16 protein-coding genes are annotated in these 12,065 nt (G+C 54.6%); 12 read left to right on the forward strand and 4 right to left on the reverse strand.

Features of this window, described 5'->3' with window-relative positions; translation table 11 throughout:
• The first annotated feature begins 69 nt into the window (after positions 1–69).
• Both BerOc1_RS04735 and BerOc1_RS04740 read left to right on the forward strand, forming a co-directional pair.
• A complete protein-coding gene (locus BerOc1_RS04735; RefSeq protein WP_129586486.1) occupies positions 70–1,272 on the forward strand; it encodes a glycosyltransferase family 2 protein in 1,203 nt (400 codons plus the stop codon).
• Entirely contained in the window at positions 1,269–2,486 is a 1,218-nt protein-coding gene (locus BerOc1_RS04740) for a glycosyltransferase family 4 protein (RefSeq protein WP_071544596.1), read from the forward strand. The genes BerOc1_RS04735 and BerOc1_RS04740 overlap by 4 nt, the downstream gene beginning before the upstream one ends.
• Before the next feature lie 6 nt (positions 2,487–2,492).
• Here BerOc1_RS04740 and BerOc1_RS04745 read toward each other — a convergent pair whose 3' ends face one another.
• A complete protein-coding gene (locus BerOc1_RS04745) occupies positions 2,493–3,080 on the reverse strand; it encodes an NAD-dependent epimerase/dehydratase family protein (protein ID WP_071544597.1) in 588 nt (195 codons plus the stop codon).
• Between BerOc1_RS04745 and BerOc1_RS19015 the strand changes: the two genes are divergently transcribed.
• From BerOc1_RS19015 to BerOc1_RS19205, 3 genes are all read left to right on the forward strand, one after another.
• The gene (locus BerOc1_RS19015) at positions 3,061–3,567 is read left to right on the forward strand and encodes a hypothetical protein (protein WP_165610780.1); all 507 of its coding nucleotides are present in this window, start codon (positions 3,061–3,063) and stop codon (positions 3,565–3,567) included. The genes BerOc1_RS04745 and BerOc1_RS19015 overlap by 20 nt on opposite strands.
• Complete coding sequence (locus BerOc1_RS04755) at positions 3,506–4,339, forward strand: DnaB-like helicase C-terminal domain-containing protein (protein WP_071544599.1); 834 nt, start codon at positions 3,506–3,508, stop codon at positions 4,337–4,339. The genes BerOc1_RS19015 and BerOc1_RS04755 overlap by 62 nt, the downstream gene beginning before the upstream one ends.
• Positions 4,340–4,441: 102 nt before the next feature.
• Entirely contained in the window at positions 4,442–4,750 is a 309-nt protein-coding gene (locus tag BerOc1_RS19205) for a replication protein (protein WP_278248081.1), read from the forward strand.
• A gap of 195 nt (positions 4,751–4,945) precedes the next feature.
• Here BerOc1_RS19205 and BerOc1_RS19020 read toward each other — a convergent pair whose 3' ends face one another.
• Positions 4,946–5,113 (reverse strand): hypothetical protein, encoded by a 168-nt coding sequence (locus BerOc1_RS19020; protein WP_165610781.1) that lies wholly within the window; start codon positions 5,111–5,113, stop codon positions 4,946–4,948.
• A 252-nt stretch (positions 5,114–5,365) separates the two neighbouring features.
• Complete coding sequence (locus tag BerOc1_RS04765) at positions 5,366–5,686, reverse strand: helix-turn-helix domain-containing protein (RefSeq protein ID WP_071544601.1); 321 nt, start codon at positions 5,684–5,686, stop codon at positions 5,366–5,368.
• Between the two features lie 164 nt (positions 5,687–5,850).
• On the opposite strand from BerOc1_RS04765, the gene BerOc1_RS04770 reads away from it, so the two are divergent.
• From BerOc1_RS04770 to BerOc1_RS04800, 7 genes are all read left to right on the forward strand, one after another.
• Positions 5,851–6,477 (forward strand): hypothetical protein, encoded by a 627-nt coding sequence (locus BerOc1_RS04770; protein WP_071544602.1) that lies wholly within the window; start codon positions 5,851–5,853, stop codon positions 6,475–6,477.
• Between the two features lie 6 nt (positions 6,478–6,483).
• On the forward strand, positions 6,484–7,260 hold the full coding sequence (locus tag BerOc1_RS04775; RefSeq protein WP_071544603.1) for a hypothetical protein: 777 nt from the start codon (positions 6,484–6,486) through the stop codon (positions 7,258–7,260).
• Positions 7,261–7,493: 233 nt separating this feature from the next.
• The gene (locus BerOc1_RS18785; RefSeq protein WP_129586487.1) at positions 7,494–7,745 is read left to right on the forward strand and encodes a hypothetical protein; all 252 of its coding nucleotides are present in this window, start codon (positions 7,494–7,496) and stop codon (positions 7,743–7,745) included.
• 175 nt (positions 7,746–7,920) lie between these two features.
• Positions 7,921–8,337, forward strand: a complete 417-nt coding sequence (locus BerOc1_RS04785; RefSeq protein WP_071544605.1) for a Ros/MucR family transcriptional regulator — start codon at positions 7,921–7,923, stop codon at positions 8,335–8,337.
• Between the two features lie 174 nt (positions 8,338–8,511).
• Positions 8,512–8,844, forward strand: coding sequence for a DUF2958 domain-containing protein (locus tag BerOc1_RS04790; protein WP_071544606.1), 333 nt, complete (start codon positions 8,512–8,514; stop codon positions 8,842–8,844).
• A 31-nt stretch (positions 8,845–8,875) separates the two neighbouring features.
• Positions 8,876–9,538 (forward strand): Fic family protein, encoded by a 663-nt coding sequence (locus BerOc1_RS04795; protein WP_071544607.1) that lies wholly within the window; start codon positions 8,876–8,878, stop codon positions 9,536–9,538.
• Positions 9,539–9,666: 128 nt separating this feature from the next.
• Positions 9,667–11,046, forward strand: a complete 1,380-nt coding sequence (locus BerOc1_RS04800) for a hypothetical protein (protein WP_071544608.1) — start codon at positions 9,667–9,669, stop codon at positions 11,044–11,046.
• A 127-nt stretch (positions 11,047–11,173) separates the two neighbouring features.
• Here the strand turns inward: BerOc1_RS04800 and BerOc1_RS04805 are convergent, their stop codons facing one another.
• Positions 11,174–12,031 (reverse strand): hypothetical protein, encoded by an 858-nt coding sequence (locus BerOc1_RS04805; protein WP_071544609.1) that lies wholly within the window; start codon positions 12,029–12,031, stop codon positions 11,174–11,176.
• Positions 12,032–12,065: the final 34 nt, after the last annotated feature.

Consider the following 12,065-nt stretch of genomic DNA (forward strand, 5'->3'; position numbering starts at 1 on the left):
CTTGATTCCGGCCCGATTGTACCTTTTCTCATTCGACAGACCCGCCAACCCCATTCCGCAGGAGCCGCCGTGTTGCCCCCCCAACCCGACCTTGTCTCGCTCAGCCTGTTCGCCCGGTCGGGCATGGCGCTCCACATTCTGCTTCTGCTGCTGCTCCTGGCCGGGACCCGAAACTTCATGCGCCGGGCCGTCAGACGCGACACGCCGTTCAAGCGGCCCGGGCCGGTCGCCACGGCCCTCCTGGTCCCCGTGGGCAACGTCACCGCCCAGACCGAGCCGGGATTGCGCTCCCTGCTCGAACAGGATCTGGACAACTACACCGTGACCCTGATCAGCCGGACCGGGACCGAACCGGCCGCCCAACTGATCCGAAGGCTGTGCACCGAATACGCCCACGCCCGGCATGTGGTCGCGGGCGAGGCCGGGACGTGTTCGCAAAAGAACCACAACCTGCTCGCGGCCGTGGCCGAACTTGGCCCCGAGCCCGAGATACTGGTCTTCTGCGACTCCACCCATCTGGCCCGGCCCGACTTTCTCGCCCGGCTCATCCAGCCCATTGCGGAGGGCGGGGCCAAGCTCGCCTCGGGCTACCGCTTCGTCCAGCCCGACGACACCCGGCTCGGCACGCTCATCCAGATGCTTGCCGTGCAGTCCATTCACATGCTCTACGCCATCAGGCCGCTCTCCCAGCCGTGGGGCGGAGCCACGGCCATCGACCGCAAAAGCTTCCAGGACAACAGGATTCCCGACCTGTGGAGCCGCACCGTGGTGGACGACTATTCCATGGGGCCGTACCTGCAGGGGCTGGGCATCCGCTCCGTCCCGGTAGCCGAGGCGTGTCTGGAAACGCACATCTCGGGACAAAGCGTGCGCGGGGCCGCCGACTGGTTCTACCGGCAGCTGCAATTCTTCAAATACTACACGCCGTTCACCTGGGCGGCCGCCTCCATCCTGCCCCTTTGCTACCTGGGCCTGATCGCGTGGATGGCCATGGCCCTGATCGCCCCGGCCGCCATGGGCGACCGCGCGGACGCGCTGCTCTACGTCGCGGCCCTGGCGCTCATCGCCCCGTGGTACACGAGCGTCATCCCCAACCGCGCCCCGCTCGGCAGGCGTGTGGCCGCCTTTTTCCTGTTCACCCTGATCGCTCCGGTACAGTTGTTGCGCACCTGGACGTCCAACACCATCTCCTGGCAATCCATCGACTACCGCATGAACCTGAGCGGCGGCATCGAGGGCATAACCCGGCGAGACAGGGGACAGGACTCATGAGCCTGCCCCGCGTCGCCTACGTCACCCTGTGGTTCCCGAAGCCCTCGGAGACCTTCATCTTCCGCGAGGTGAAGACCCTCGCCGGGCGCGACCTGCCGGTCAAGGTCTTCACGCTGTACGCTCCGCTCGGCAAAGGGCTGTCGCGGGAAATGCGCGCCTTCCCCGCCTCGGAGACACTGGGCACGGCCAGCCTGCCCAAACTGCTGGGGACCTTCCTGCGCCACTGCCTGACCCGCCCGGCCCGAACCTGGGTATTTTTGCGCGACAACGCCTTCAACGGCTTCCGTTCGCTGGAAGGGTTGGGCGAGAATCTGTGGGCGGTCCTTTGCGGGCTGCATTTGGCCCGCCGGTTCGAGGCCGAGGGCATCGAGCACATCCATGCCCCCTGGGCCAACGGACCGGCCACAGCCGCCCGGGTGGCCTCGAAACTCACCGGCATCCCCTATTCCTTTGCGGGCCGGGCAGGCGACATCTACCCGGCAGAGGGCGCGCTCCCCGGCAAGATCGCGGACGCCGCCTTTGTCCGGGTCAACCACGGGGCCAACGTCGCCTACCTCCGCTCCCTCGCGCCCGGCCACGCCGAAAAGATCGTCCTGGTCTACAACTCACTCTCCCTGCTGCCCGAGACGCCCGAGCGGGCGCCGGGAGGGGACACTTTCAGGCTGCTGGCCGCCGGACGATTCGTTCCCAAAAAGGGCTTCGACGATTTGCTTGCGGCCTGTGCCCTGCTCCGGGACCGGGGGCTCGACTTCACCCTGACCCTGGCGGGCCACGGCAGGCTGGCCGGTTCGCTGAAACAACAGGCCAAGCGGCTCGACCTGACCGGCCGGGTCCGTTTCCCCGGCTTTCTCAAGCACGACGAGTTGTCGGAACTGATGCGCCGTAGCGACGCCCTGGTCATGCCCTGCGTGATCGGTCCCAACGGCGACCGCGACGGCATCCCCAACGTGATCATGGAGGCGTATGCCCATGGCCTTCCGGTGATCGCCACGGACGTGGCGGGGATCGGCGAGGTGGTGGCCGACGGTGAGACCGGGTGTCTGGTCGGGCAGCACGACCCTGACGCATTGGCCGGGGCCATTCTCCGGCTGGCCGCCGCCCCGGACGAGGCCGCACGGCTGGCCGGGAACGGCCGGCAGCGCGTCCTGTCCATGTTCGACCAGGAAATTAACGCCCGCAAGTTGCGGGAGCTCTTCTCGGCTCATTCAAAATAGGGAAAATCAACGCAGCAGGCCGTGCTCCCGGCACCAAGCCACCGTGGTGCGCATGCCTTCCTCCAACCCCACCTGCGGCGAGTAGCCGAAGTCGGCGGCGGCCCTGGCGTGACTGCAGACCCAGCCGGGCTGCCTGGCCTCCCGCCACTTGTCCACCACCAGATGACTGGTCGGCAACCCCATGCGGCCCGCAAGCTGGTTGGCCACGGCGATGAGCCCGATCAGCGGCAGCGGAACGGGGATGACCCGTTGCCTGCGTCCCACGGCCCGGCCGATGGCCCTGGCGATTTCGGCCCAGTCGGCCACCTGCCCGGAAAGATAGTAGATGCTGCCGCTGGCCGCCCGGCCGTTTAGCAACGCCTCGCCCAGCCCGACCATGCCACGGACCAGATCTCGGACGTGGACAATGGACATGCGCACGCGCGGGCTGCCCGGCACGGGGAAGACTCCCCATCGCGCCCCTTTATACAAGGGGATGAAGGCGGTGTCGCGCGGGCCGTAGACCATGGGCGGCCGGACGATGCCGAGGGCGAGATCGCGGCGCAGTCCGCCGAGAATGGATTCCGACTCCAGCTTGGCCCTGACCGAAATCAAGGCCGACGACGTTCAGGACATCGAGAACTTCCTCGACCTCGTTGACGAGTTCCAGGACAGCGAGCTTCCGGCATCGTATGTGAAGGAAAAGACGGCATTGTATCACCGACGTATGGAGTTCGAGCAGACTCTCATGGATGTGGCCGATGTCGTGGACGCGGGCGAAACCTTTGACGCCGCCACGCTGGAGGAAGCGGAAGGCATTCTAAAGAAGAGCGTCGAGAACTACAAACCGCTCGTGTGCACGAAGCCCAAATCCGTAGCCGATGAAATGAGCGAGTTCGTGGAGTTCATCCAGAAGCCCGACGAGCGCAAGGTCGTTCCCACCGGCTTTCCGAGACTGGATGAATACCTCAACGACGGTCTGGTCGAGAAGACCCTCACAGTCCTGCTCGCCACCACCCACCGGAGGCAAGACCGCGACCATGCAGAACATGGCGTACCGCCAAGCCCTCAAAGGGTACAACGTCCTCTTCGTCACCCTTGAGGACAGCAAGGAAGCGTGCATGTTCAAGCAGCTCGCTCTCATGACCGATATCATCCTGTTGAATCTCCAGTCGGTTCACAGGGAAAGAAAGCAGGAGCAGCTTGAGAGCACCATGCCCGAGTTGAAAAAGCAGCTTGCGGACATGGGCCAGTTGTGGATCGTGGACCGAAGCGAACGAGAGTTCCGCGTCAGCGATTTGCGAGCGATCATCCATGAGGTCGGCGTTGAAAATATCGACGTCATCTATGTGGACTACATAGGCAAGATCATGCCGCCGATCGGCATGAGAACGACCACCATGTATGAAGGCCCCAAGGAAGTGGCGGCCAGCCTGAGAAGGCTCGCCATGGAAACCGCGATCCCCACCGTCACCGCAGCCCAGATCAACCGAGGCGGCATGAACAAAAAGCTCGACGAGTTGGGCATGGATTCCGTCAGTGAATCGATCGCCATCATGCACTCGACGGACGTGGCGATCATCCTTGCCAACTACGAGGACCAGGAACGCACGTACCTGAACGAGCGCCGATACAAGATCGTGAAGAATCGTATCGCCGGAAAGCATGGCCTGGGCGGCAGTTTTTACTGGGACCTCGGCACATTGAAGATATTCGATGAGTCCGAACTCGATAAATGGCTCAAATACGCCAGGATCACCGGCGACAATCGAGATGTCCTCCAGCCCGACAATGCCGAGGACCAAGGTACGACAAAAGGAACGACGGTCGAAGGCACCGTCACGATTGAAACCATTAACAAGGAGATGCAGTAATGCTGACCGAAAAAGATCGAGAAGAACAAAGAAAGATGTACCGGACTGCCCACCTCGGCGGCACCGGGCGGCAAAGGCCCGAATAAGCCGAAGGCTCTCACGCTGAAAGATTCCGAGCCGAAGAGGAAGAAGAACCCCAAGTATACCTACACGGTCTTCTACAACCGCATCTACGATGCCTTCATGGCGCAAAAGCCCAACGGCTCCGAATGGGCCGTGTTCATGTACACCTACAGGGAAACCGTGGGATACCAGGGGCGCACCATCGACTTCAAGTCGGTCAATGTCGCGCACATGACCGGCCATGATCCGAGAACCGTCGACAAGGCCTACAAGGCTCTCCATGACGCCAACATCATCGAGAGCACACGGACGAAAAACCGGCGTCCGAGTCAACTTCAGCACGAGTAAATGGGGCCAGTTGAGGTAACAGCCTCCAACCCGAAAGCCAGAGCCCGGAGGAAGCACAATCCTTCGGGCTTTTTCATGCCCTACTCCAGCTCCTTCAGCCTGGCAGCCAGCACCACATACGAGTTGAGATTCTTGCTATCGATGCTCCCCAACAAAAGGCACATCAGGGCCATTACGTGGTTCAATCGCTGAACATCATTTTCGGCCTGGCCGATATCCCTGGACGATCTTTCGAGCCTTGGCCAGCACAGCCAGGGAAGACGTTTCACCCTTGTCGGCCAACAGGTCCGAAATCCCCACTCCGTCCACTACGGGCAGTTCGTTTTCACCATCCAGATATTTCAGCACAATCTCATCGGACATGATCTCTCCTCGCTCCAAGGTTGAAGCTACTCCTTGGCAGCCGATTTATTTATACGGACGGGGATGCACGGGAGAGCACGAGGGCCACATGAGCCACTTTTCATCAACCGAGAGAACAAGAACAAGCAACTGACGAGACCGCACGAGGGATCATGCGGCCTCGACCTTGAATTCATTTCGGGGGATTAACGAAGGCAGGAATATACAACCCGCAAAAGCTGTATACTTTTAATAACGAAGGACAGTTAGGGGCTACCTCAGCACATCCGACACGAGCCGATGGACAAGTCGGACCTCGTCATCGTCGGCTTCATCCAGCATCCCGCCTATATCCTTAATCAAATAGGCCCGGTCTTCCATATGGGCATTGTCGAGAAGGCTACCGATAGGGACCTCAAGGGCCTCGGCTATCTTTTCGAGTTTTTCGATTGAAACATTACACTCAGCCCGTTCAACCTCGCCCAGATACTTGCCGCTTGAGCCAAACCGCTCGGCGACACTGTCTTGAGACAAGTTTCGAGCAATCCGTAGCTCACGAATTCGATTTCCCAACCTGACTTTAAGATCCGACATGCCTACCTCCAATACATAAGTATAGGTGGCAAACAAGCGAACTAAACCCTCTATACGTGTTTACTTTCTCAAATTTACCACTTATAAAGGGTCAACGCAGCCATTTAGCCACCTGGAGGTTGTGAGGAGCAAAACCTCGACCTCAGACTGAAAAAGGAGAAAGCATGTCCGCCACCAAGGAAGAGTTCGTCAAGATCATGGAACAACGGATCGGAGCCGATCCCAACCAACTCGACATTCCCAATGCCCGGTTGGTGAAATTCGTCAACGACTTCGTTGATACCGAAGGCAGTAAATATCTGGACTACGGCCTCATCAATTGGGGCATCGGCATCCTCTTCTGGGGAATCCCCCTTGCCTTCCGGCAGATTACTCCCAAAGCCATCGTCCATGAACTTGACCACGGCAAGGCCATCGATCTCGACAAGCTCTATGCGGCTCATTCCGAGTGGATCAACATGGACATCAACCGAGAGATACCCCTCCTCTTCCACAAGATCGGCGCGATGAGTCCAAGCTGCGTCCTGCTCACCAACACGACTCTCTACTACAACATGCCGAGGTCGAAGAAATCCGGTGACGCCAAGCAGCAGACCATGGGCAAGATAGACATCGCCGATATCACCCAATTCGATACCAAGCCGCACTCCATCATGGATATGATTACCCTGACCGTGAACAACAACGAGATCGGCGCATTCAACTGCAAGAAGGCGCACGGCAAGTCGGCCAACAATCTCCGCAAGCTGTTCCAGTCCCTCATCATGAAGAAAAACAGCCTCCTCGGATAAGTCGCTATGAGAACGACAACAATCCTCCTTGTCTGCCTGTGCCTACTTGGATGCACGGGCGGGCAGGAGGACGCCCCACGGCTGGCATATTTCAATGATGTGAGGTGGAGTTGGTCGCCGGAAACAACAGTTTTCGAACTGAACAAACAAGGATACTGCACGGCCTATCCCGACCACACCCATGGCACTCGCTTACAGGCCTTCAATGCCTTCGTGGACCAATTCAAGTCTGACGATTGCGGCAAAGTCCAAGGACTAACTTGGAATCCACTTCCCTTTTTCTCCTATGAAGAATGGGCAGAAGACCAACTCCTGTCGAAGTACCAGGAGCTATACTGGCAGATCATCGAGCGATACCGACCGGCCAACACGGACAAGGCCATTCGAAGCTATGAGGCCATCCGGCAACTCTGGAACGATTTCGTTTCGAGTTCCAGCACCCTCCAAAAGAGCAATCGGAACATCATTGTCTTCGACAAGGTGTACGCCGTCCCCAAGGCCGAAAGTCCGATCCTGAAGCGGGAGTTCTTCTACTCGCCGTTTTACGAGAAGACATACGACAAGGACGATACCCTTGTTGCCCACTGTGCCACCATCGACATTCATCTGTGGCCCAAAGTCCGCGCCGAAATTCAAGCCCAATACGGTGAAAGGAAATCAAACACGGGGATAGATGGTGAATACTATCTGATCGCTTCGGCAGGATCAGAAGTCCAGCTATGGAACATTAATCTGAAACGGTTGGGACGGTATCTCGAACAACTCCAATCGAGGCTCAAATAGACAACAAATTTATATGGTTCGATCAAGCTGCTCAACGTGAACGAGACATCATTCGAAAACGATAACCCACAGGAAAAGGAATCGACATGAAAACGAAAAGCTTCATACCGGTATTTCTTGGCATCCTCCTGATGACCACTGTTTTCTATGGCTGCTCAAGCAAAACCCCCGCTTTCGATCCGAGCACCATCTGCTCCCAACAGGCAGCGCCCCTCGAACCCAAGGCGGCGCACATGATGAATGCAGGAGAACACAAGCTGTACGCCGAGCTTGACTGCAACATCGGCCAACTGAAAGGAGGCAGGGAATTCCTGCTGACCATCCAGGAGGAGGTCGAAGCCCGCACCGCAGTGCCCACCGAGGACATGACCGAATTCTACGATCTGAACAAACTGATCGTGGAAGCGAACGGCAAGTTCGACGGTGTGCTGGCCCAGGTCGATCCCGAATGGATGCGAGCCATGAAGGCCAATTACAAGAACTAAGACCAAACGTTGGAAGCTTGGGAATTGAGAACTCCCCAAGCGACCTCTCCAAAGCCCATCCCCTGCGGATGGGCTTTTCTCGTTCAGGAAACAGTGTACTTTCGCCGACCCGCTGTATATTGACACAATTGAGCAGCTTATCATCTGAAATCATTGAATAACAAGGAGCATAAATATGGATTGCATGGAACAGGCAATGAAGATGGTCGAAGCACAGGCAGGTGTGCGTGAAATGACCGCCGAGGGCATGATCTCGATGGTCAAGCAAGTGAACATGGGCCTCACCGGGATTGCCACTGGCGAGATCGGAGACAAGGCGCAGGAACCGACGGTCGATCCCAGGAAGGCTATCAGGAAGAAGACGATCACCTGCGTCGAGTGCGGCAAGACCTTCAAGACCATCACCAAGCGGCACCTGGAAAGCCACGGCCTGACGCCCGCCGCATACAAGGCGAAATGGGGATACCCCAAGGGCCAACCGCTCTCCTGCCGGGACACGGCCAAGGCACGTTCCGAGCGCATGAAGAACATGGAGCTTTGGAAGAAGACCAAGCCCAAGAAGGCCCGGGCCAAGAAACCCGAAACCCAATAGATCATTTCACCATGATCGTAGAGGCCCGTCCGAAAGGATGGGCCTTTCATCTTTCAGCGAGAGTTCAGGGCTACACCATCGTAGAGTCCCGACGAGGCCACGCAACTACAAGACTGATAAACCATATGGATTTTCGACAAGAAGCTCCGACAAGCCACACGAGAGGTCGAGACGATGACATCCGGCTACAAGGACGAAAGACAAGGCAGGATTCCCCGCTTATACGAGACAGAGAACATCCCGGCAGAAGAGAAGCTTATCTACCACCACTTCTTCATAGGAAACACCCACTGGTATGCAGCCGAATTCGACGGCGAGGACATCTTCTTTGGCTATGCCATCCTCAACGGAGACATGCAAAATGCCGAGTGGGGCTACTTCTCTTTGCAGGAACTGAAAAGCGTGAAAGTCGGTCCTCTACGGGTGGAGGTCGATTGCTCGTGGGAGGTAAAACGATTTGGTGAAATCCAGCCCAACATTCAACGCAACCTCCTGCGAACAAATTGACTCTTTCTTCAATTCGGGACAATAAGAAGCCATGAAACAAGACAAAAAGAAAGCCCTATTCATAGCCCAAAAGGTGTTTGCCGAACTCGTCTTTGATGTTCAAAGCTTAGAAGGAATGCCCTTCACAATGCCAGAGGTACAAACATACATTCAGGGCATTACCGTTGGCGGCCACAAGGTTACAGACGAAGCAAAACTCAAGCAGCAAATCCTCGGCTGGGAGAAGCTCATCGAATTGGTAAAAACAGATGCCTTCTCCGTCTCCAAAGAAGTGGCTTGTTCGATTCAGGAAGTCATCGCCAAAGACGAAGCCCTTGAAGTCGGCCAATTCCGTTCAGGGCAAGTAAGTATTGCTGGCACTGAGTACAGGCCTCCCAAGGCAGGCGAATTAGATGATATTTTTGCCGCCACAATTGAGGACATCCTAGAGATCAAAGATATCCGGGAACAGGCATACAGGCTGCACTTGGACTTTGCTCGCAACCAGTTCTTTTACGATGGGAACAAACGAACTGGCCTACTCATGCTCAACGGGCACTTGATGAGTAATGGCTATCCCCCATTGTCGGTCCCAGCCAAGAGGCTGACTGAGTACAACGCTGGGATGATCAAATTCTACGAAAGCGGTGAGCACTCTGAAATGATGACATTCCTCAAACAATGCCATGAAGAAATGTACAATCGATTTGACTAGATATCCCGCAGACAACAAGACGGTAGGTGCTTTAACTCCACCATATTGTTTTGTATTCAAAATACGGAATTAGTCATCAAGTACGGCAACATCCTCTCGAAGAGTACGCAACTATTCAGGGAATAGATATGAATCAACAATCATCACCTGCACCACGAGAGCACTATTTCTACGTAGCAATTGCAAAATTCTTATTCTACCACCCAAAACATGGTGTTATTTCGGTAGGCGACCCAATTAAATTAAAAGACGCTGAAAAGTATGCACTAAGTCCTCTCATTCTCTACGCTCTGTCGGTAGCAGGGGTACCCATTCGTTGGATGACATATACTCCAGCCGATAAGCCAAGGGCATTCCAAAATGTTCTAACAGAGGCATGGCGTGATGCCAAAGGTCTACGAGGAAAACCAAACATCTTGTGGATAAACCGCCACTTAGCCAAAGCCAGCCCGGACTTGAAGCAGAAGTTGGGGAAAATGGATGTTGAAGTAAAAATCGTTGACGCCAAAAACAAATCTCCTTCTGCCTCACTACGGTCAGCTCAAGATTCCAGCAAATGGTTACTCGACACACACAGCAGCACGGACAAATCACTTAGCGAGTCTATCAAAGCGCTTTGTATGGATGCTCAACGCGACCATGACTATTCTGTAATGGATGGCAATAGGGGCACAAGGAGCGGAAAGGAAAAAGAAATGGTCCAGCAATGGATGTCCCTTTCAGTACAAAAGCCGATCGCCTCTGCACCATGTGAACTTGATTGGGAACTTGGCCCTTGGCTATCGTCTTGGGAGTCCTCTGTTCCACCCGACATGCCTCGCTATTTCTACCACGGTGGGTTTAATCTAAGACCCTGCCTCCTAATCGGAAAAAACGTACTGGAGGAAACTGCTGAAGATATTTTTTGGGATGATCAATACTACGGCGTAGCTGAAATAGCCAAAAACCTCATAGCGTGCTGGCCTAATCCCCCACTTGAGATCGCAAAGAGTATAGGGACCACATTAAAAAAATTACAATGGTTCATTTCAAAAGAGGCTTCCCTTGACCCTCAAATTCGGGGTGCCTTAGAAGATTTGCTCGGTATTGTTTACGACGAACACACCGGCAACTATTCTGAAGAAGGACCATATGTTTTGATGGCCCAAAAGCCACTAGCACTTAAAAATGCTTATGAATCCATATCCGAAGGAGGGTGTGCATCCCCTTGTGAGATTATTCCTTGCCATGGAGTCGCAGACCCAAGCTGGCGGTATATTTTACTCAACACGTATGGGAAACCACCTAGCATTGTGATGTCCCCCCGTGGCGCAACAATTACAGATCGACTTCCCGATCTGCTTATGAATTATGAAGGAATAATCCCTGTTTCTCGTGAGTTTTATAACGATGTTGTTTTTACCTGCGCTCAAGCCTGTCGCAGCCCAGAGACCAACGTCCGTGAAATGAGAGACTTTGCGAAACGTTACGAAACTAGTTGGAAAGACAGCTTCTGGCACCCCCAATAATGGCAGCAGACACACAATCAAACGACTTCATAAGTCAACTTAATCATTTTGTGGGGTAAAGAAGTGCAGAAATCTTAAAAATTGTACATAGCATAGCAAAATTTGATCTTTAAGCCCAACTCACATATCAGCCACGCACATCTCTATTCACCAGCATGAACTCTGCGATACGTTTTGTCTGAAACCTTGTCCTATTAGGTAGCACTGCGGCAAAAGCCCGAATAATGACTTCTTCTATCGTCTTTCTATTGTCAGCAAGTTCAGCAGGGAGCTTTTCATATCGGTAGTAATCCCAATTAGGGATTACTTCGTAACGCTGCCTAAGACGTTGAACAAGTTTACCGGCCTCACCAACGTACAATTCTCGTTTGTTCGTATCAATGAGGTAATAAATCACATTTGTAGCACCAAGTTCGTAGTCAAGCTCTTCCCTTGGCCGCCAGTTTTGCTGATAGGCTCGGCTACGCTTCTTGCCAAAGGCAGCATCATCGATTTCTTTAATCACTGGCGAACTAGCGAGTCTTTTGAACAACTCCGGGAAGGTGGGAAGCTGAGTATAATGTGCCGTAAAAAAGAATTCCTTGCGGGCCTGATCGAACTCTATGTCTAAGAATTCCCAGAAGGGAATCTCCTCTTCAAGCCCCTTACGTACTTTTCTCAAACGTCGCTCGATATCACGCATGAAGGACATTAAAAAAACGTCCTTCAATTGAGCCAGCAAATCATCTTCATACCAAAGTCGAAAGTGAGGTGTCTTTCTTCCTTTTGCTTTCTCTGTGACAAAGCCTGCGTACCCATTCCCCTTATAACGGATAACGACCTCTGAACATTGGTTTTTCTTAGACCTGCAACCAGAGAATAGCGTTGGAATCCCCCACATTTGACTTGCCCATTTGGGAATAGCAGTCCCCCTACTTTCAAATAGTGAGGAATCAACTTTTTTTCTCCACAAAGGATGATCAACAAGGTAGCGCTCATTCTTCATGCTGGCTTCCTTACCATGTTTTGTTCACGACTAA

Origin of the sequence: Pseudodesulfovibrio hydrargyri (genome assembly GCF_001874525.1) — a bacterium.
In the GTDB taxonomy this organism is placed as follows: domain Bacteria; phylum Desulfobacterota; class Desulfovibrionia; order Desulfovibrionales; family Desulfovibrionaceae; genus Pseudodesulfovibrio; species Pseudodesulfovibrio hydrargyri.